The 20,695-nt window shown below is 50.9% G+C and carries 19 protein-coding genes, 1 pseudogene and 1 riboswitch; of the genes and pseudogenes, 12 read left to right on the forward strand and 8 right to left on the reverse strand.

Annotated elements, in window-relative coordinates; genetic code table 11:
* The first annotated feature begins 2 nt into the window (after nucleotides 1–2).
* Entirely contained in the window at nucleotides 3–1,490 is a 1,488-nt protein-coding gene (locus tag AC6B99_RS01590; protein WP_496662582.1) for a sulfatase, read from the forward strand.
* Between the two features lie 77 nt (nucleotides 1,491–1,567).
* Entirely contained in the window at nucleotides 1,568–2,059 is a 492-nt protein-coding gene (locus AC6B99_RS01595; protein WP_496662583.1) for a GyrI-like domain-containing protein, read from the forward strand.
* 102 nt (nucleotides 2,060–2,161) lie between these two features.
* On the opposite strand, the gene AC6B99_RS01600 is transcribed toward AC6B99_RS01595, so the two are convergent.
* The 5 genes and pseudogenes from AC6B99_RS01600 to AC6B99_RS01620 all read right to left on the reverse strand — a co-directional run.
* On the reverse strand, nucleotides 2,162–3,439 hold the full coding sequence (locus AC6B99_RS01600) for a glycoside hydrolase family 18 protein (RefSeq protein WP_496662584.1): 1,278 nt from the start codon (nucleotides 3,437–3,439) through the stop codon (nucleotides 2,162–2,164).
* A gap of 371 nt (nucleotides 3,440–3,810) precedes the next feature.
* On the reverse strand, nucleotides 3,811–5,577 hold the full coding sequence (locus AC6B99_RS01605) for a hypothetical protein (RefSeq protein ID WP_496662585.1): 1,767 nt from the start codon (nucleotides 5,575–5,577) through the stop codon (nucleotides 3,811–3,813).
* Nucleotides 5,578–5,591: 14 nt separating this feature from the next.
* Nucleotides 5,592–5,852 carry a helix-turn-helix transcriptional regulator gene (locus AC6B99_RS01610; RefSeq protein ID WP_056030656.1) on the reverse strand — a complete coding sequence of 87 codons (261 nt, stop codon included), beginning with the start codon at nucleotides 5,850–5,852 and terminating at the stop codon, nucleotides 5,592–5,594.
* A 33-nt stretch (nucleotides 5,853–5,885) separates the two neighbouring features.
* A complete protein-coding gene (locus AC6B99_RS01615; protein WP_496662586.1) occupies nucleotides 5,886–6,617 on the reverse strand; it encodes a Gfo/Idh/MocA family protein in 732 nt (243 codons plus the stop codon).
* A 17-nt stretch (nucleotides 6,618–6,634) separates the two neighbouring features.
* Nucleotides 6,635–6,991: pseudogene (locus tag AC6B99_RS01620) on the reverse strand (gfo/Idh/MocA family oxidoreductase); the annotation flags it as partial.
* Between AC6B99_RS01620 and AC6B99_RS01625 the strand changes: the two are divergent.
* Together AC6B99_RS01625 and AC6B99_RS01630 are read left to right on the forward strand one after the other, a co-directional pair.
* The gene (locus tag AC6B99_RS01625; RefSeq protein ID WP_496662587.1) at nucleotides 6,978–7,397 is read left to right on the forward strand and encodes a jacalin-like lectin; all 420 of its coding nucleotides are present in this window, start codon (nucleotides 6,978–6,980) and stop codon (nucleotides 7,395–7,397) included. The pseudogene AC6B99_RS01620 and the gene AC6B99_RS01625 overlap by 14 nt on opposite strands.
* A gap of 159 nt (nucleotides 7,398–7,556) precedes the next feature.
* Nucleotides 7,557–7,682, forward strand: coding sequence for a hypothetical protein (locus AC6B99_RS01630; RefSeq protein WP_494858952.1), 126 nt, complete (start codon nucleotides 7,557–7,559; stop codon nucleotides 7,680–7,682).
* 219 nt (nucleotides 7,683–7,901) lie between these two features.
* Here the strand turns inward: AC6B99_RS01630 and AC6B99_RS01635 are convergent, their stop codons facing one another.
* From AC6B99_RS01635 to AC6B99_RS01645, 3 genes are all read right to left on the reverse strand, one after another.
* Nucleotides 7,902–9,389, reverse strand: coding sequence for a hypothetical protein (locus AC6B99_RS01635; protein WP_496662588.1), 1,488 nt, complete (start codon nucleotides 9,387–9,389; stop codon nucleotides 7,902–7,904).
* 305 nt (nucleotides 9,390–9,694) lie between these two features.
* Nucleotides 9,695–10,300, reverse strand: coding sequence for a DJ-1/PfpI family protein (locus AC6B99_RS01640; protein WP_494858954.1), 606 nt, complete (start codon nucleotides 10,298–10,300; stop codon nucleotides 9,695–9,697).
* Nucleotides 10,301–10,328: 28 nt separating this feature from the next.
* On the reverse strand, nucleotides 10,329–11,279 hold the full coding sequence (locus AC6B99_RS01645) for a DPP IV N-terminal domain-containing protein (RefSeq protein ID WP_496662589.1): 951 nt from the start codon (nucleotides 11,277–11,279) through the stop codon (nucleotides 10,329–10,331).
* A gap of 280 nt (nucleotides 11,280–11,559) precedes the next feature.
* A riboswitch (purine riboswitch) is annotated at nucleotides 11,560–11,659 on the forward strand.
* 214 nt (nucleotides 11,660–11,873) lie between these two features.
* Here AC6B99_RS01645 and purE point away from each other — a divergent pair.
* The 8 genes from purE (at nucleotide 11,874) to purF (ending at nucleotide 20,576) form a co-directional block, all read left to right on the forward strand.
* Nucleotides 11,874–12,359 carry a 5-(carboxyamino)imidazole ribonucleotide mutase gene (gene purE / locus AC6B99_RS01650; RefSeq protein ID WP_046231578.1) on the forward strand — a complete coding sequence of 162 codons (486 nt, stop codon included), beginning with the start codon at nucleotides 11,874–11,876 and terminating at the stop codon, nucleotides 12,357–12,359.
* On the forward strand, nucleotides 12,359–13,543 hold the full coding sequence (purK, locus tag AC6B99_RS01655; protein WP_155972949.1) for a 5-(carboxyamino)imidazole ribonucleotide synthase: 1,185 nt from the start codon (nucleotides 12,359–12,361) through the stop codon (nucleotides 13,541–13,543). Before purE ends, purK begins: the two co-directional genes overlap by 1 nt.
* Nucleotides 13,544–13,547: 4 nt before the next feature.
* A complete protein-coding gene (purB, locus tag AC6B99_RS01660; RefSeq protein WP_056030629.1) occupies nucleotides 13,548–14,843 on the forward strand; it encodes an adenylosuccinate lyase in 1,296 nt (431 codons plus the stop codon).
* 16 nt (nucleotides 14,844–14,859) lie between these two features.
* The gene (locus tag AC6B99_RS01665; RefSeq protein ID WP_056030626.1) at nucleotides 14,860–15,759 is read left to right on the forward strand and encodes a phosphoribosylaminoimidazolesuccinocarboxamide synthase; all 900 of its coding nucleotides are present in this window, start codon (nucleotides 14,860–14,862) and stop codon (nucleotides 15,757–15,759) included.
* Nucleotides 15,760–15,950: 191 nt separating this feature from the next.
* On the forward strand, nucleotides 15,951–16,193 hold the full coding sequence (purS, locus tag AC6B99_RS01670) for a phosphoribosylformylglycinamidine synthase subunit PurS (protein WP_056030616.1): 243 nt from the start codon (nucleotides 15,951–15,953) through the stop codon (nucleotides 16,191–16,193).
* Nucleotides 16,194–16,196: 3 nt separating this feature from the next.
* Nucleotides 16,197–16,892: a phosphoribosylformylglycinamidine synthase subunit PurQ gene (gene purQ / locus AC6B99_RS01675; RefSeq protein ID WP_056030613.1), complete on the forward strand. Its 696-nt coding sequence runs from the start codon at nucleotides 16,197–16,199 to the stop codon at nucleotides 16,890–16,892.
* Nucleotides 16,870–19,113 carry a phosphoribosylformylglycinamidine synthase subunit PurL gene (purL, locus tag AC6B99_RS01680; RefSeq protein ID WP_496662590.1) on the forward strand — a complete coding sequence of 748 codons (2,244 nt, stop codon included), beginning with the start codon at nucleotides 16,870–16,872 and terminating at the stop codon, nucleotides 19,111–19,113. The genes purQ and purL overlap by 23 nt, the downstream gene beginning before the upstream one ends.
* Nucleotides 19,098–20,576, forward strand: coding sequence for an amidophosphoribosyltransferase (gene purF / locus AC6B99_RS01685; RefSeq protein WP_056030607.1), 1,479 nt, complete (start codon nucleotides 19,098–19,100; stop codon nucleotides 20,574–20,576). Before purL ends, purF begins: the two co-directional genes overlap by 16 nt.
* Nucleotides 20,577–20,695 lie beyond the last annotated feature (119 nt).

Here is a 20,695-nt window from a genome sequence, read left to right on the forward strand (position 1 = left end):
TATTGAAAGCCATTATGATTATGTTCGATACGTTGAATCGTCATATGCTCTCCGCCTATGGAGGGCCTGATTGGATTAAAACGCCTAATTTCAAACGGCTTGCCGAGCGGACAGCTGTGTTCGACAACAGTTATGTGGGAAGCATGCCTTGCATGCCCGCCCGGAGGGAGCTGCACACCGGCAGATACAACTTCTTGCACCGAAGCTGGGGACCATTGGAACCATTCGATGATTCTGCCATCGAGAGGCTTGGAGAAGCTGGCATATACACGCATCTGATTACCGATCATCAGCATTATTGGGAGGATGGCGGGGGGACGTATCATACCCGTTTTAACTCCTTCGAATTGATTCGCGGACAGGAAGGCGATCCTTGGAAGGCCGAAGTGAACAGCGCTGATATTAATCTTGGCAAGGACTTTCCTCCTCAGGTAAAAAGAATGCTGGTGCAGGATCGCACGAACAGGAAGTTCATTAAGGAGCAGGAGCAATTTCCGCAGGCGCAAACGTTTGCGAGCGGGCTTGATTTTATCGAACGGAATCATGGGGAGAGCCATTGGTTTTTGCAAATGGAAACATTCGATCCTCATGAGCCATTTTATAGTCCCGAGCAATTCAAGCAATTGTATGCCCATGAGTACGAAGGCGGTCTGGGCGATTGGCCGATGTACGGACCGGTGACCGAAACCCCAGAGGACGTCCAGCATATGAGGTATGAATATGCCGCATTGTTAACGATGTGCGACCACTACTTGGGGAAAGTGCTTGATATGATGGACAAGCATAACTTATGGGAAAGCACGCTGCTGATCGTCAATACCGATCATGGTTTCCTTCTGGGCGAGCATGACCAATGGGCAAAATGTGTGCAGCCATTTTATAATGAGGTTGCTCACACACCGCTTTTTATTTGGGACCCTCGAACAGGCGTGCAGGGGGAGCGCAGGCAAAGCCTTGTACAATCCATTGATATACCGGCCACGCTTTTAGAATTTTTCCAAGTACAGCTGCCTCCTGACATGCAGGGCGTTCCGCTGCGCCAGACGGTTGAGTCAGATAAGCCAGTCCGCAAAGCGGCATTATTTGGCATTCATGGCGGACATGTGAATGTCACCGATGGACAGTATGTGTATATGAGGGCGTCCATATCTGAGGAGAACCAACCTCTGTATAACTATACGTTAATGCCAACGCATATGCGCAGCCGGTTTCATCCCTCTGAATTGCAAAAGCTGGAGCTTGCCGAGCCCTTTTCTTTCACGAAAAATGTTAAGACGCTTCGCATTCCAGCGGAGATGAGAGGCAACCTCCATGCATTCGGAACGCTATTGTATGATGTAACGGCAGACCCTGAGCAGGCCCATCCGTTAAAGGATCTAGAGGTAGAGTCAAAAATGGTCGAGCTGATGACGAAGCTGATGCGGGATAATGACGCTCCTCCAGAGCAATTTGAACGTATGGGGCTGAACAGCCCGCCGGTTGACCGATGAGAGCGAGTGGATGCTTCTTTATGGTAAAATAGCTGTATTTCCTGCCTATTTATAAAGGATTGAATGGAGGACAGCTCATGGTACAGAAAAGAGAGGCGGCGGTCGTAGCATTACCGCTCTTTCATGTCGTCGGTTATAAAGTGGAAGCGAGCGTTCAAGAGTTTGAGTCGGGACTTGGGAAGAAGACTTATCTTTCTTTAATCGAAAGAAAAGCAGAAATTCAGCACAGGAAAAATGACCATATTCTTTTAATCCAAATATATCCGATGGCTGCTGATTTTAATCCCCAGACAGATCGGTTCACAAATATCGTTTGCTGCGAAGTAAGCGAGCTGGGCAATGTGCCCTTGCAAATGGCAAGCCATACGGTTGCTGAAAGCAAGTATGCCGCCTACACGCATATTGGGCCCGAATCGGAGCTTAGCCTGTCGTATAACTATCTTTATGGCGAGTGGATGGAAGAAACGGGACATGTGACGCAGCATTATGATTTCGAAGTTTGGGATGAACGATATCAGCCGGAAAGTCCGGATAACGAGATTGATATATTTGTCGCGTTGAAGGGATAGCCGAGGTATGACATACGAATGTAATAACGAACGAAGAACATAACAAAAAGCGAAAGCCCTCCGGCTGCGGAGGGCTTTTTTGGCAAGGCAGCAATCGGGCTGCTACACGAGCTTGCGGACGGTGAAATTATGCTGCAGGACGTACCAGTTTTGGGGAAAGGGTACGCCGAGCACCCAGTAGCTGACGCCTCTGAGCTTATAGTCTTTCACAATATTGAATTTGGCTTGTACGCTGCGGGCGTCCTCATACCAGACTGTATGCTGTGCGCCTTGTTCATCATAATAAGTATAATGAGGCGACTCGGCTATTGGATCATATTGAATCGTTGCCCCATATTTAGCGGCCCGAGCGACGGCTTGCGGCGGATTAACTGTAGGTGCCCATTTGCCGCCTTTCACGTAGGGCAGCGTCCAGTCATAGCCGTAGAGCGGCATGCCCATGACAATTTTGGAGGCGGGAATAACGGACAGCGCATAATTCAGCACCTTAACGACTTCGTTGAGTGGAGCGACAGCGAGCGGAGGTCCGCCAGACCAGCCCCATTCATACGTCATCAAAATAACGAAATCGACAATCCGTCCATGGGCCTCATAATCATGCCCCTCGTATAACGTGCCTTTCTGTTCCGCGCTTTGCTTCGGGGCAAGACAAGTAGATACGAGCAGATGATAGGGATGCAGCGTATCCACCAGCTTTTGCAAAAAGGCATTATAAGCTTCGCGATCCGCTGCCCGAACATATTCGAAGTCTACATTCAGCGCTATATAGCGCTTCTGCTGCATCACGGACAAGACGCTTGCAATGACCGCATTTTGAATCGCAGCATCCGTCAGCACAGCATGGGCAATATCACTGCTGAAGGTGCCGTTCTCGAAGTTGGTCAGCACCATCATCGGTGCTGCTTTCTCTTGAAAGGCCGCTTCAATAATAGCGCTGTCGTCGAGTGGCACGAGTGTACCGTCCAACTGGACACGATAACTGAAGGGGCTTAGGTAAGTAAGATTGGCACCAATTTCATGTACGAGCGCTACGCCGTTTGCGCCGAATTTTTCCGTATAGCCGTTCACTTCAATGATAGGCTTCTCCTGCTGCGGAATGACGAGTATTTGTCCTGTCTTAATGAGGGTGGGGTTTTTGAGCTCGTTGGCGCGCATGAGTTGTTCGATTGTAACGCCATATTTCAGGCCAATCGACCATAGGCTTTCTCCCGGAAGCACCTTATGATTGCCAGCCTCTGAAGGTATAATGATTGCCTGGCCTATGACGAGCGGAACATCAGCGGATATGCCATTTGCTGAAGCGATAGCATCCGTGCTGACGCCGAAGCGCTGTCCGAGCTGCCACAGCGTATCGCCTTTTTTAATGGTATGGATAAACATATCGTGTCCAACCTCCCCCAAGCATAAGTTCTTTATCTACTTATATTCGACCGTTCTATGAAAAAAGACTTCGGCTTCGCTTTTTCGACTTGTGTGGTGAGGGTGGGCTACTACCACTATTCACTCGTAAATAAAAAGGCCCCCAAAATAAAAATGGGGGCCAAAAGCGGCATTGTAGCTTTTCTGATTTGTTTTGTTTTAAAAGTATGGTGAAGGGGGCGTAGTGGAATGAAAGGCTTGAACTGGAGAAGCGTCAGCGTTCGCTTTTACCCTTGAATTTCCCCATTTAGAGGGGTGGTTATAGAAATTCAAGGGTAATGGCGATCGGAAGTCAAGCTTTTCATGCAGCGCAGCCATCTTTCACCAAGGTTTTACGACGATAACCGAATCGAAAAGCGGAAATCGATTGGGGCCACCAGATTAACAATAACGCTTTGACACCCAGCCGGGTGGCTATCGTCGCGAACGGAAGGCATCCAGTGCTCGAAGGCGCCGGACGTCAGCTCAATTGCTGAGCCATCGGCGGTTTCATAGCGGCAGGAGCCCTGCTTCAAGAAGTAGTTGCTGCTGCCCGCAATGGCTTCGAGACCTTCGCCGCTAAGCTTGCCGTCTTTGGCAAAAATAAACGTCAGCTGCGTCATCACATCCTCCTGCACCTTGTCGGAATACAGATGAATGTCCCAGCCGTCTGCTGTTTGCGTTAGCTCGGATTCAATAAAATGCTCCTGCAAATGGGTCGCTTTCCGTTCCCCATGGGGAAGCAGGTACCAAGGAGTGGCTGCTGTTACGCCGTCTGCTTTCAGCGGCGGAAGCAAACCCTTTGGAATGGGCCCGTTGTAGCCTTTATACATGCGTTTGCCGAGCTTGTAATGTCCGTCCTCCGCTTGAAACTGGTCGAAGCTGACGACGCCTGGTGTAAAGGCGGTCGATACTTTAACGGCAAGCAGATTTGCCGAGCCATGACGGAGTGAGAAGAAGGATGGCGCATTCGTCATGACCGTTGCGCTTGTCTGTCCATTGCGGACACGGACTAGCGGCGCGCCGAAGGCGGTATGCGCAGAGCTGTGTGTAATGTGGAGCTGATGCCCTAGCTTTTTCATCTGCTGCAAATCTTCATGAATCGGGTGCTGCCCGTTGATCACTTTTACATATTGGTCTGGAAGTGAAGCCCGCTCAATATGGCTGATGTCCATTTGCTCAGGATAGAGCAGGTAGCCAATGAGCGGATGGTCTGTCACCGAGAAAAACTGCTTATAGAAAGGACCTGCATAATCGGATAATGCGGCAAATAGCGGATCGCGGTCATAAGCAGCCATCAAGCGGTAGGTGAGAAAATAGCCGGACATATCCGAAGGGTGTCCATAATCCTGCCTGCCGGAATAGTCGGTTACGACCTCGCCGGATGGGTGGACCAAATATTGCATCATTCGCAAATTGCTGCGTACGCTCTCCAGCAGCTCGGGGCGATCAAGCGATATCGCCGCATGGTACAGTGCAATATCGCTGACGGCATTGTAGATGCCATTGCTGCGCTCAGTCCATTCGCCATCAGCCGTAATATCAATGCCTTCCGCAAGCCAAGCATCCGCACGAGCGACGAGCGCCGGATCAGGGAACGACTTGTTCAGCAGACCTAGCGCCGCTGTCAAAATCCAGCGGTGGTTTGGCGTATGGCAGCCGCCTTCAAGCATGGCTGGCGTTGCCCGCTTCAGGAACAGCGCAAGCAGGGAAGCGGCCTTTTCAAAAGCAGGATGGTCCACACTTTGCTGCACCAGTAGCTCATAAAGCTGTGCAAAGCCAATAACGACAAAACCGGTGTCCGGCGGCGAATGGTAGTTGGTTGATCCTAGCGTAATCGTTCCGTCGCTATGCTGGCGGTTCAGCATATATTGCAGGGCAAGCTCAAGGTTGGCAAGCAGCTGGTTGTCGCGGTAGAACGCCGATTCCGGACTGCACAAGGCAGCTGTCCACTTTGCGATAACAGCGCCTGTTCCGACATGGCTTGGATGGGGCAGGCCTGTAAAAGAGTCGATGATGCCTCCGACATTGCGGCTTGCGGAGTCCTTAATTTGAAGGTTAAGAGATGGAGTGACAAGCTGATCATTCAATTGCACCAAGCGCTGATAGATGGAGTCCATGTTGTTGCTCCTTTTTAGGTTTGTGGTTGTTTTGAATGCTTGCGGTATTGAGCGGGAGTGCAGCCGTATTTCTTGCGAAAGACACGGTGCAGATAGCTTGCGCTGGAAAAGCCATGCTGCTGGGCCAGCAACTCGACCGTCTCGCTGCTTTCAAGCAGCTGCGTGCACACATGGGTCAGCCTGACCTGTTCTACGTAGCTGCTGAATGTTTGGTCGGAATGCGTTTTGAAAATGCGCTGCAGCTGGCGCGCGCTAATCTGGACGCGCTCTGCCACAAGCTCCAGCGTGAAGGGCTCCTGGAATTGTCTTTAATAAACTGCTCCGCCGGCCTCCACAAGGCCAAGCGCTCCGCTCGCATAACGCAGCGTGACGGCTGCGTTGTCCTCGACTTCTTTGCCGGTCACATAACCGAAGCTTGCGCTCACGCTGCTTGGCATGCCCAGAAACAGCCGCACCAAGTACATTGGATGGCAGCCGAGATCAGTTAGTGCGCCGCCGCCGCTTTGAGCCTGCTTGAAGAATGCCTCCGGCAAATAGCCGAGCGGTTCAAGCTCGGTGGGCAAAGCGCCGCTATGGGACAGGCGAGCGCGCACAAGCGTTAACTCGCCAAGCAAGCCATCGCGAGCCAGCTGCTGTGCGGCTTGCGTGAACGGCGTATTCAGCCGGGGCAGCGATACGGTCATCGCAACGTCAGCTTGCCGCACACTCTCCAAAATGTCGTCGCACTCCGCATGCGTCAAGGCGATGACCTTTTCGGTAAAAATATGCTTGCCCGCCGCTGCTGCTGCTTTTATGATTTCCGGATGGTCGACCGTTGGCGCAGTCACAATAACAGCGTCGATGGAGGCATCCGCCAGCAGCTCGTCAAGCTGCTCATAGAAACGGATTCCCCGGGCTTCAGCTTCCGCCCGGCCGCGCTCCGGCTGCTCGTCCCAGATAGCGGCGAGCTCGGTCTCCGGATGCTGCTGTGCCTGCAAAGCGTAGTCCTTCGCATGCACATGCCAGAAGCTTAATACAGCTGTGCGAATCGGTTTTTGCATGAAGAGAAGCCTCGCTTTCAGTCGAAGTATACCGCTTTACCTGACGCAGCGGATTCATAAATGGCCTCTAGTATCTCCGAAACAACGCAAGCCTGCTCTGGCGTGACGACCGGCTCCGTATCATTCAGCAGCGCATCAAACCACAGCCTCATCTCCACATCCTGCATCGATTCCTTCTTGCCTTCGTAGAAATCGACGCCCTTCGGATCGAGCTTGATTTGATTCTCGTACAGTTTACCATATTTCTCGCCGTTTAGGCGCAGTCCATCTGTCATATCTGCGCCGCCTTCTGTACCGCTAAGCGTCGTGCGGGCTTCCTTCGTATCCAGCGTATTCAGCGCCCAGCTGGCTTCGAGCATAATGGTCGCACCGTTTGGCGGCTCTGGCGGTGAGCATTTCAACCAACTGGCGCATTTGCCGAGCGGCCAGCGGCTGACCTCGCTCAGCATCCGCAGCGGCTCGCGTCTGGATGGCATCCAGCTGGGGTTTGGAAGCGGCGTGGTGCTGAGTGCTGGCGGAACGTCAGCTGCACAGAGCAGCATTCAGCTCGCTTCCGATGAGTATGTGAAGAGTGTAGTGCTGAACCAAGGCAGCCGCAACGGCGGCATGCGCATCTTCTATGCCAAGATTACGACTAACAAAGGGCGAGTGCTGTCTGGCGGCACAACGACGTCCGATGCGGTAACCTTTACGGCGCCGGAGGGCTGGTATATTGCTGGTTTTTATGGCAAGGCGGATAGTGAGATGGATCGGCTGGGTGTCATTTATAAGAAGCTGTAGATGTATTTCTTGAATATGCTTAATGCTTCCTAACAAAACAGGGCATTCTCTCACTAGTCAAAGACTAATGCGAGAATGCCCTGCATTTTTAGCGGAAATTAGTTTAGAACGTGTATGGAAAGGTAGCTTCATGCTATTTATTTCTCGTTTTAGGGGCTCATGCCCCGTGCAAAGATGGATTTGGCGGACACAGCAGCAGCTATTTTAATCAGATCACGGGTTATGGCACGGGCTGCGGACTCAGAAGCCGCTAATACGCTGCCAAAAGCCATTTTGACGGGATAATGAGGGCAATAACGGATTTCCTGTCCGCGTGCGGCCAGAAATCAGAGCAAAAGCCAGAATAGCGGAATCTCAGTCCTTCAAAAAGAAGGGAGCGTCCCGAGTTGCGTAGCCTCAGCAGTATTCGCATGCTGCGGGTACCCAACATTGAATAGTCAGATGAGACTGGCCCCTACTGAGCGCAAAGCAAGCAACAGTCCGACTCAGGTCTGCATACATACCCTAATATACAGAAATATTAACGAGGCTTCCTTTAATAAATAGCGTCTGCAACGATTCATTATTGAGGGTTCCAAGCGTTAAAAGTTGAGATGGAGTCGAAGCAGATTGAAGAGGAGCGATTTCACCCGATTTCGTCAAAAACCATGAACCTTGATTTTCTGTAATATAATATTTAACATTTTCAAACGTAAAGGATACTTCATGCCCCGTATTCAAATCCTCTACTAATTGGTTATAAGAATAATCGGAGTCGGTTTCAACTATATACCAAGGGCCTCTCTGCGGTTTGCTGTTATAATGCCAGTCGTGCCTGTGTGGAACATTTGGGTTAATTTGCGTGTTGCCATGGTTGGTATAGTCAATATCCAGCTCAGCCCTGCCATCGGAGCCGTAATACCTTCTTTGTTCTAGTTGGCCTTGTTTAATATTATCCTTCGAACTATATGGTATTCCGGTAACTGGCAAGCTCCGCGCATTTTCTACAATAGAATGATAAGGTGCTGGACTGCCATTACGCTTCGCATTGTCATAAGAGAGAAAAGTATAATTGCTGGCATTTGCTTTTGTTAAGGCAGCGAAGTTGCCCGTTACACTCGGAAAGCCAATAACGATTTGTCCAGTTATTACGCCGCCCGCACGTCCAATAGTTGGTGTTTTATATTGTTTAACTGTATAATCGGCATTCAGTACACCTTGTGGAGCAGGCATAACGATGGAATTCGGGAATACGGTGCTTGAAGGGAATACGACTTCTACGTAACGACTTTTGGTGCGTCCATCTACAAAGATAGGTTTCGTCGTATAGGTGCCCTTCTCAATTTTAAATCGGGTAACAAATTCATTATAGGCATCGCGGGCATTGGCGAAAGGCTTATTATTTAAATCTAATAACCCACTGTAGCTAGGATTTACTCCTGATCTGAATTCAATGGTTGCTTTTCCAGATATATCAACATAAATCGCACGTATTTGAACGTTAGCTATGTATCCTATATTTCCCTCGCCAACAGCATTACTTTGAGCGATAACAGAGCTCGGACGTATAATCGCCCCTGGCCCCATAATATCCGCTATGACTTTGTTGTCATAATAAGTAGCTCCGCCTCCAAAATGGTCATACCATTTGTCCTGCAAGTAAGCGAGTGTCTGAGGCGTCCAGGATACGACATAAGAATTAGGTGTATTCCAGCCATCTCGCATACCATATGTACTTTCTGTGATGGAAGTTTTAATAGAAGCAGGGGCATCATCCCACATCGATTTTGCAAAAATCTGAATATCCTCTTGCAGCTCAGGCTTAACTCCGATTGCCCCATCTACTGAAGCGACATAAACCGCGCCGCTCCAATAGGCTAATGCTGCGGCTTCAATGCCACCTTCTGCAACGGGAAGCGAGCTTGCCTCTGTCTTTTTCACAGGAATTGCGATAGTAGCTACTAGTGAAACTAGCAATAAAGCTGCTAAGATTTTTCTTGAAACATTGAACATCCAAATAAACCTCCATTTTTTTGTGATTCCTAAGTATTAGGTCTATTTTACTGATTTAAAGTAAAATTATTATTAATATACTACAAAAGTTGGGTTTTTGCGATATTTGGAATGATATATTTGGAATTTTTCGTTTTAGATGATCTTTTTTACTTTATATAGGGGAAAGGAGAAGGGGATGTTGTTTTCTGTTTAAAAGAAGCCATCGGTTAAATGCGTGCAGCTACATGGGCTGCACGCATTTAACCGATGGCTTTTCCATGCCTGATTAAGCTTGCTGATTGGAGAGAAAGAAATCCCGTCAGCTATAGCTCAAACTGTCCATCATACTCCATTGATCTAGCCGTATTTCTAGCCGCCTGTGGGCCTAAAATACGATCCACCATATGCAGCGACATCTCGATGCCTGCGGAAATGCCAGCCGAGGTGATGACATTACCTTCATCTACATACTTTACATTTTCGACGACTGTCGTCTGAGGGAACTGCGTCCGCATGCGTTCGATGCTTGCCCAGTGTGTCGTCGCCCGCTTGCCATCCAGCAAACCGATTTCTGCAAGCAGAAACGCTCCCGTACAGACAGAGGTCAACCACGTCACCTGGCTGCTCTGCTGTGTGATCCACGCAAGCAGCACTTTATTATGAATCTCGTGGCGTGTGCCCATACCGCCAGGAATAACGAGTACATCAAATACAGGAGCATCAGCGAAGCTGTAATCGGGCGTCACCTTAAGGCCATTCTTCGCCGTCACGAGCGCCCCATTTTCAGAAATTGTCGATACTTGGAACGGGTGATAGGCATTCTCCTGCCCCCAGTTCAGCGCAGTTACTGCAAAAACCTCGAAAGGACCGGCAAAATCAAGCAGCTCTACATCATTAAATAAAAGAATGCCTACTTTGTAATTTTCCATAGCTGTGTTTCCTCCGCTTCTTCCTATATTATTGCAGCAGCTCATCTGGAACATCAATTACTCTAATTTCATTTCCATTTGGCTGTGCGACAGTCGAGTAGACGATTTGATTTTGCGTAGGCGACCATGCCATATCAGAAGCGTTGCCTGGCAATGGCAGCATGACGGGATCGGCGCTGCTGTCTATTTTATAAATATATAGATTAGGAAGCTGCTCAGGGTATTGTGCGGCAAGTGCAATATGGCGTCCATCCGGTGACCAGCAATAGCTATAAATAACCTCAAAAGGCTTGGGAAGCTGCACTTGCTTCGTTACACGTTTGTTTATGTCATATATATTTATTTGATCTAAGGCAATTCCGTTGATACTATGCGCCTCTGTTTTTTCTAAGAAAAGCAGCTTATTGCCATCCGGCGAAAGCACAAACTCTCTGCCTTTAGTTAAGGCTGGATCGAGCGTATCTGGCGCGGTAGAGCTCTCGGATAGATCAAGTTTGCGAACGCCTTGTTTTGAAGTTCCAAGATAGGCAATTTGATGATGAATGTAGAGGACATTAAACCAAGCGATATTTTTGTGCAAAATCATTTTTTTACGAGAATCAAGAGTGACTGCTCCAAGCTCTCCTTGGAGGCTATTTGAATCTGTTACTGAAAAATAGGCGATTTGCTCGGCGTTCATCCAAGCGGCATGAGAGACAGAGGCTTCAGAAACGAGTTTTTTGCTTTTTCCCGTTTTCATGTGTTTGACCCATAAATTCCGATCTTGAATATAGGAGATTTGCTCTCCATCAGGCGACCATTTTACATATGAGTAATGGGTTCCATTATGGTCAGGGCGGGCAACGACTCCATCTCCATCAGTAAATGCTACTCCTTTAGAGGAACATCCCGCTGTCAGCAAAATGAGAAACAGCAGCATTATAAGGTAGGGACGTTTCGTTTGCTGGTAATTCGCTGGTACATCTGCGATTTTGTTCACTTCCTTTCCCATAATATCAAAATTCAATCTTATACTGCGTTATTCAGCGATCTCTATGAAAACCCTCTAGACAAATAGGCAGGGCCCTGCGAATATTCCTCCCATAAATCCACTTCTCTTATAGCTGTCTGTGCGTAATCCCGAGTAAATTCCTGTCATATTATGATATTTTACCTGCCAAAAACGAACTTTAATAAAAGCTACTCTTTTCAACGTTCGTATTTTGTTGACAGCCCCGTGGGGATTAGATAAACTGGAAGAGGTCAGAAGCGGAGCAATCCGTTCATTATAGTGTTGGTCTCGTATAATCTCGGGGATTGGCCCGAAAGTTTCTACCCGAAAACCACAATTTTCGGACTACGAGCAAGCTTGAAGCGGCTAACTTCAGGCATAAAGAGCGCCATGCGGTTCCCGGAAGACGGGAGGCTGCGCTGTGCGCTTGGCTCGGGTCCCGCAGCATACGTATGATTAATACTCTTACGGTAGCTGTCGGGATTTTTCTGTTGGAATCGGGCAGTTTAGAGGATAAGGAAAGCTTCGGGTTACGGTTTTATATGGTTTTCATATTATATAGATGAAAGAAGGTTTGAACGCATGTCTGCGAAGGTAGGCGTCATCATGGGCAGCAAGTCGGATTGGGATACAATGAAACTGGCTTGCGATGTGCTGGAAGAGCTTCAAATTCCTTATGAGAAAAAGGTTGTATCGGCGCACAGAACGCCCGATTTAATGTTTGAATATGCGGAAACGGCAGCGGAGCGCGGACTTAAGGTCATTATCGCGGGGGCTGGCGGAGCTGCACATCTTCCCGGCATGGTCGCCGCCAAAACGGTGCTGCCGGTTATTGGCGTTCCTGTCAAATCGTCGAATCTCAGCGGCCTAGACTCGCTGCTGTCCATCGTGCAAATGCCAGGCGGTATTCCGGTTGCGACTGTCGCGATCGGCAATGCAGGCGGCACGAATGCCGGACTGCTGGCTGCTCAGATGCTCGGGGCATTCGATCCGGACATTCAGGCACGCGTGATCGCAAGACGCGAGCGCGTTAAGCAGGAAGTGCTGGAAAGCAGTGAGACGCTATGATGGCTGAGGCGGACAAGCAGCGGCCGGATAACAACCGCACGCTGCTGCCAGGCAGCACAATCGGCGTACTCGGCGGCGGGCAATTGGGCCGGATGATGGCGCTCGCAGGCAGCGCAATGGGCTACAAATTCGTCGCGCTTGATCCTGCGGTGGATTCGCCTTGCGGACAAGTCGCAGACCAAGTAGTCGGCGCTTATGACAATCATGAGGCAGCGCGCGAGCTGGCGCAGCGTTCGGATGTCATTACGTATGAATTTGAAAATGTGAATGCGGAAGTTGCTGCGATGCTGATGAAGGAGTCTTACGTGCCGCAAGGCAGCAAGCTGCTTTATACGACGCAGCATCGGCTGCGGGAGAAGCGGGCGATTGAGGCGGCGGGCGTAAAGGTTGCGCCTTACAGCGAAATTCGCAGCAGCACGGAGCTTCATATAGAAGCTGAACGATTAGGCTTGCCATGCGTATTAAAAACAGCGACGGGCGGCTACGACGGCAAGGGGCAATGGGTCATCCGCGCCGCGGAGGAGATCGACGAGGCGTACGAAACGCTTAGCCGCGCTGGAACTGAGCTGGTACTGGAGAAATTCATCTCCTTTGAAAAAGAGTTGTCGGTCATTGCAGCGCGCAGCCCGCAGGGCGAGGTGAAAGCATTCCCCGCGTCGGAAAATATTCATATCGACAACATTCTACATCTGTCGATTGTACCGGCGCGGATCGATGAGGGCATTCAGCGCAGAGCGGAGCAGCTGGCAATGCAAATCGCCGAAGGGCTGGGCGCTGTCGGATTAATCGCCGTTGAGCTGTTTTTGACGGCTGACGGTGAGCTGTATGTGAATGAGCTGGCGCCAAGGCCGCATAACAGCGGACATTACACGATGGAAGCGGCGCATACGTCGCAGTTTGAGCAGCATGTACGGGCGGTATGCAATTTGCCGCTTGGGCGTACGGAGCTGCTGACGCCAGTCGTAATGGTGAATGTGCTCGGCCAGCATGTAGAGCCGATCATTCAGCGTTTTGGCGCTCGGGATGAAGCGGCAGAGCGCCTCGGTGTAACGCCGAAGCTGCATCTGTACGGCAAGAAGGACGCCGTTCACAAAAGAAAAATGGGCCACATTAACGTGCTTGCTCCAGATGTGGAAGCAGCGCTGCAATGGATAGATGAAACAACAATTTGGAAGGTGGAGTAGCTACATGTTAGAGCGTTACAGCAGACCGGAAATGAGAGCGATTTGGACCGAGGAGAATAAGTTCCAAGCATGGCTGGAGGTTGAGCTTTGCGCATGCGAGGCTTGGTCGGAGCTGGGCATTATTCCGAAGGAGGACGTGGAAGAGCTTCGTAAAAACGCGAGCTTCAACATCGACCGCATTTATGAAATCGAGCAGGATACGCGCCATGACGTTATCGCCTTTACGCGCGCTGTATCCGAAACGGTTGGCCCTGAGCGCAAATGGGTGCACTACGGCCTGACATCGACGGATGTTGTAGATACGGCTACGGGCTACCTACTGCTGCAAGCCAATGCGATTTTGCAAAAGGATATTGAGCGTTTCATCTCGATATTGCGCGAGAAGGCGATTCAGTACAAAGATACGCCGATGATGGGACGTACGCATGGCGTTCATGCTGAGCCAACTACCTTCGGCCTCAAAATGGCATTGTGGCACGAAGAGATGAAGCGCAACCTGGAGCGTTTCCTGCATGCAGCTGATGGCGTGCAATACGGCAAAATTTCCGGTGCTGTCGGTACTTACGCGAACATCGATCCTTTCGTAGAAGAGTTCGTCTGCAACAAGCTGGGCACGAAAGCTGCACCAATTTCGACGCAAACGCTGCAGCGTGACCGCCATGCGGAGTACATGGGCACACTGGCGCTCGTTGCTTCGTCGCTGGACAAGTTCGCTACGGAAATCCGCGCTTTGCAGAAGAGCGAATTCCGCGAGGTGGAAGAGCCTTTCGCCAAAGGTCAAAAAGGTTCATCGGCTATGCCGCACAAACGCAACCCAATCGGCTGCGAGAACATTTCCGGCTTGTCGAGAGTTATTCGCGGACATATGCTGACGGCTTACGAGAACATTCCGCTGTGGCATGAGCGCGATATTAGCCATTCGTCCGCAGAGCGCGTTATTTTGCCGGATGCTACGATGCTGCTGAACTACATGCTGAATCGTCTGGGCAACATCATCAACAATCTGCAAGTATTCCCTGAAAATATGAAGCGCAACATGCAGCGTACGTTCGGCGTGCCGTTCTCCGGCCGCGTCATGACGAAGCTGATCGACAAAGGCTTCAGCCGCGAGCAGGCTTATGACACCGTTCAACCGCGTGCAATGCAGGCTTGGGAAGAGCAGCGCCAATTCCGCGACATTATTGAATCGACGAAGGAAATTACCGAGCTTCTGTCGACGGAAGAGATCGACGATTGCTTTAACCCAACATGGCATTTGAAGCATGTGGATACGATTTTCACCCGTCTTGGATTGAACTAAGGAGGCTTACTGGCGTATGACTGCAATCTCTCAAAGCTTGTCCACTGCTGAGCCGTATGTGAAAGCGCCCCTGCTGTACAAGGGGAAGGTTAGAGAGCTTTACGATCTGGGCGAGCATTTTCTGATCGTTGTAACGGATCGCATTTCGGCATTTGATTATGTGCTTGACCCGGCAGTGCCGGAGAAAGGCAATGTGCTTAACCGCCTGTCGGCTTTCTGGTTTGAGCAGACCGCTTCGATCCAGACGAACCACGTCGTGCATACCGATGTGGACAAGCTGGGCGAGCTTATTACGGAGCCTGAGCTGCTTCGCAACCGGATTATGGTAACTCGCAAAGCGGAGCGCATCGATATTGAATGTGTCGTGCGCGGCTATATCACAGGCGGCGGCTGGAGACAATATCAGCAAACGTCTGCGATTAATGGCATCGAGCTTCCGGCAGGCATGCGCAAAAATGAGCGTTTTCCGCAGCCGATCTTTACGCCAGCGGCGAAAAACGACGTCGGCCACGACGAGGATATCCCGTTTGAGCGGATGCAGGAGCTGGTTGGCGCCGAGCTTTCCGAAGAGCTGCGCGACCGCAGCATCAAGCTTTACGAGTTCGCTCACGCTTATTGCGCCGAGCGCGGCATCATTCTTGCCGATTGCAAATTCGAATTCGGCCTGATTGACGGCAAAGTGATTCTCATTGACGAGATTTTCACGCCAGATTCCTCGCGCTTCTGGGCAGAGGGCAATTACGCCTATGACATCGAGATCGACAGCATGGACAAGGAGCCGGTGCGCACCTATTTGCTGGGCTCGGATTGGGACAAGAACAGCAAGCCGGATCCGCTGCCGGAAGCGGTTGTCGAAGAGACGACGAAGCGGTATCAGGATATTTACCGCCGCTTGACAGGTGCGGAAAGCTACTAGCTTTTCCGCGCAGGCAGCAGCGTTGAAGCCAGCAAGAGCAAGCTAAAGAAATAGATCAACAGCGATACAAGCAAAACGATAAAAGCAAAGCGATTTTGCTGGAGGGAGCCTGTGGGGTGCTCGCCTAAAGCAGAAGAAAAGCGAAGCAGCGTTAGCGCTACATTATTATTTTCATTATCAGGAGGCCAACAATGAAAGCAACCGTCTACGTAACAATCAAGGAAAATGTACTTGATCCGCAAGGAACAGCTGTACAAGGAGCATTGCATTCGATGGGTTTTGCCGAAGTGGAAAAAGTGCGGATCGGCAAATATTTGGAGCTAGAGCTGGGCGCAATCGACCGCAGCGAAGCGGAGAAGCGCATCAAGGAAATGTGCGAGAAGCTGCTTGCGAACACGGTCGTTGAAGATTACCGTTTTGAGCTGGAGGGATAGGCGATGAAGTTTGCGGTTCTGGTTTTTCCAGGTTCCAACTGTGATATCGATTGTTACAAGGCGGTAGAGGAAGCGATTGGCCAAAAGGTAGAGTATGTATGGCATACATCGACGGATCTTTCCGGTTTTGACGCGATTTTGGTGCCAGGAGGCTTCTCCTACGGCGATTACCTGCGCTGCGGCGCGATTTCGCGTTTTGCTCCTGTCATGAATGAAGTGAAGAAAGCAGCGGAGGAAGGCAAATTCATCCTCGGCATTTGCAACGGGTTCCAAATCCTTACGGAAGCAGGCTTGCTGCCAGGCGCTTTGATTCGCAACAGCGGCCTCAAATTCCGCTGCCATCAGACGCCGCTGGAAGTTGTGAACAATGGCAACCCGTTCACGAACCAGTATGCGGAAGGCGATATTATCAACATTCCGATCGCCCACGGCGAAGGCAACTACTATTGCGACGACGCGACGCTGGCACAGCTGGAAGCGAACAAGCAAATTATTTTCCGCTATGCGGGCGACACCAATCCGAACGGATCGGTATCGAACATCGCGGGCGTGAGCAACGAGCGCGGCAACGTAGTCGGCATGATGCCGCATCCAGAGCGTGCAATCAACCAATTGTTCGGCTCTGAGGACGGCAAAAAAATGTTTACATCGATTTTGAATGCATGGAGGGAACAGCATGGCGCAGCAGTTAACAGCTAAGGAACCGACAGCGGAACAAATCGCGGATCAGCGGATTTATACGCAGTTCGGCGTAACGGATTATGAATATGAGCTGATTTGCGGATTTCTTGGCCGCCAGCCAAACTATACGGAGATCGGCGTATTCAGCGTCATGTGGTCGGAGCATTGCTCTTACAAAAACTCCAAGCCGATTTTGAAAAAATTCCCGATTACCGGACCTAAAGTTCTAATGGGACCAGGCGAAGGCGCGGGTATCGTTGATATTGGCGACAATCAAGCGGTCGTATTCAAAATCGAATCGCATAACCACCCATCCGCGGTTGAGCCTTACCAAGGCGCAGCTACAGGTGTAGGCGGCATTATCCGCGACATTTTCTCGATGGGCGCACGTCCTGTTGCTTTGATGAACAGCTTGCGTTTTGGCCGTCTTGAAAATGAGCGCGTTAAATATTTGTTTGAAAATGTCGTTAGCGGCATTGCTGGCTACGGCAACTGTATCGGCATCCCGACTGTCGGCGGCGAAGTGATGTTCGACGAAAGCTACGAGGGCAATCCGCTCGTTAACGCCATGTGCGTAGGTCTTATTGATCATGATAAAATCCAACGCGGCGTCGCTAAAGGTGTAGGCAACCCGGTATTTTATGTCGGTCCGGCAACTGGCCGCGACGGCATCCACGGCGCAACCTTCGCTTCGGTCGAACTGTCCGAGGAATCCGAGGAGAAGCGTACGGCGGTTCAAGTCGGCGATCCATTCATGGAGAAGCTGGTTATGGAAGCGACGCTTGAGCTGATCGATTCCGGCATCGTGCTTGGTATTCAAGATATGGGCGCAGCTGGCCTAACTTGCTCCAGCGCCGAGATGGCTTCGAAAGCCGGCAACGGCCTTGAGCTGTACCTCGATGAAGTGCCGCAGCGCGAAACAGGCATGACGCCTTACGAAATGATGCTGTCCGAATCGCAAGAGCGCATGCTCTTCGTTGTAGAGCCGCAGCATGAAGCGCAGGCGAAAGAGATTTTCGACCGTTGGGGCATCATTTGCGCCAAAGTCGGCAAAGTAACCGATGACGGACGTCTCCGCTTGTTCCACCAAGGCGAGCAAGTGGCAGATATGCCAGTAACAGCGCTCGTTGACGAGTGCCCGGTTTATGACAAGCCTTCGCAGGAGCCTGCTTATTACAGCGCAAATGCGGCAATCGACACAACAGCTTATCCGGAAGTAACGGATTTGACGGCTGCGCTTGAGAAAGTTCTCGCTTCGCCAACGGTGGCAAGCAAAGAGTGGGTTTACAATCAATATGACTATATGGTGCGTACGTCGACCGCGGTTCAACCGGGTTCGGACGCAGCAGTCGTGACAATCAACGGTACACGTAAAGCACTTGCGATGACAACGGATTGCAACAGCCGTTATGTATACCTTGATCCAGAAGTGGGCGGACGCATTGCCGTAGCGGAAGCTGCGCGCAACATCGTATGCTCCGGCGCAGAGCCGCTGGCGATTACGGACAACCTGAACTTCGGCAGCCCAGAGAAGCCGGATGTATTCTGGCAGATCGAGAAATCGGCAGACGGCATGTCCGAAGCTTGCCGCGTATTGGAAACGCCAGTTATCGGCGGCAACGTCAGCTTGTACAATGAAAATGCAAAAGGCGCGATTTACCCAACGCCGGTTATCGGCATGGTAGGTCTCGTTCATGATATCGATCATATTACGACTCAAGGCTTCAAAAACGAAGGCGACGTCATCATTCTCGTCGGCGAAACGAAAGCTGAAATGGGCGGAAGCGAGCTTCAATACGTGCTGCAAGGCGTGAACGAAGGACGTCCTCCGGTGATTGATCTAGCTGTTGAGAAAAAGATGCTCGGCGCTGTGCTGAGCGCGATTCAAAGCGGCTTGGTCGCTTCGGCGCATGACTTGTCTGAAGGCGGTATTGCGGCTGCGCTGGCAGAATCCTGCATAAGCGGCAAGCTCGGTGCAGAAGTTAATGTAAATACAGAGCTGCGCGCTGATCATGTATTGTTCAGCGAATCGCAATCACGTATTTTGCTGTCGGCGAAGCCGGAGCAAGCAGCAGCGCTGCAAGCATTGCTGTCTGAGCAAGGCGTTGCCCATACGGCAATTGGTTCGGTTAAAGGAGCTGCTCTTTCGATCAGCATCAATGGCAAATCCGGCATTCAGGCGCCGGTACAACAACTGGAGAAGGTCTGGAAGGATGCGATTCCATGTCTGATGAAATAAAGCAGCCTAAGCTTTGGTCAGGCGATTATTATAATCAAGGCGGCGGTCGGGAAGATTTCTTCGACAAGCTGCGCGAGGAATGCGGCGTCTTCGGTGTCTTTAACCATGCAGACGCAGCATCGCTTTCTTACTATGGCCTTCATGCTTTGCAGCATCGCGGCGAGGAGTCGGCCGGCATTTGCACCGTCGATACGACGGACCGCAATCGGTTCAGCTATCACCGCGGCATGGGCTTGGTCAAGGAAGTATTCGACAAGGAGCGCCTAGCGGGGCTCCCTGGCGATCGCTCGATCGGCCACGTGCGCTATTCGACGGCGGGAGAGAGCAAGCTGGCGAATGCGCAGCCGCTGATCTTCCGCTATCGCGATGGCGATCTTGCGGTAGCGACGAACGGCAATATCGTAAATGCGCCGGAAATTCGCAAGGAGCTGGAGAACCTTGGTTCTATTTTCCAGACGACGAGCGATACCGAGGTTATTGCGCATTTGATCGCCCGCTCGCCGAAGGATTTTGTGACGGCAGCGAAAGAAGCGCTCCAACGTATTGTTGGAGGCTTCGCTTTCCTGATTATGACGAACGACAAGCTATTGGTCGCTTCTGATCCGAACGGACTTCGTCCGCTCGTGGTAGGCCGCATTGGCGACGGTTATGTGTTTTCCTCCGAGTCGTGCGCGTTTGAATCGATTGGTGCCCAATATTTGCGTGACGTTCAGCCGGGCGAACTGCTTATTTTTGATCAGGATGGCATGAAAGAGGATCGTTATGCGGAAGTGACGCGCCGGGCGACCTGCGCGATGGAATATATTTATTTTGCCCGTCCCGACAGCGACATTCATGAAATCAATATTCATTCCGCGCGCAAGCGGATGGGCAAGCAGCTCGCGATGGAATCGTTCGTCGATGCTGATATCGTAACGGGTGTGCCGGATTCCAGTATTTCCGCAGCAATCGGTTATGCGGAGCAGACGGGCATTCCTTATGAGCTTGGACTTATCAAAAATAAATACACCGGACGTACGTTCATCCAGCCTTCGCAGGAATTGCGCGAGCAGGGCGTGAAGATGAAGCTGTCCGCCGTGCGTAAAGTCGTAGAAGGCAAACGCGTCGTTATGATTGACGACTCGATCGTTCGCGGCACGACGTCGCGCCGGATCGTCAATATGCTGCGTGAAGCAGGAGCGACGGAAGTGCATGTGCGAATTACATCGCCGCCTTTCAAGAACCCTTGCTACTACGGCATTGATACGCCAAGCCGCGATGAGCTTATTGCTTCTTCCCGCACCGTGCAGGAAATTTGCGAGTTGATCAATGCGGATTCGCTGTCCTTCCTTAGCGACAGCGGCTTTATCGATTCGGTTGGCGGCAATGACGGTGCTTATAACCGCGGCATGTGCCTCGGCTGCTTTGATAATGATTACCCGACGCCTGTTGATGAGGAATCGGACAAAAGCTGCAGCTGCTAAACTTAAGGCAGTCTGGCTGCAGCATGAAGCATTGCTTGTGTAATTAGGATTAATAGTGCTGCATGCGTGCACGCCTGGTTCAGGCGTGCCGGCTTGGCGGCTACGATAAAGGGGTTGAA

This window comes from Paenibacillus liaoningensis, assembly GCF_059609455.1.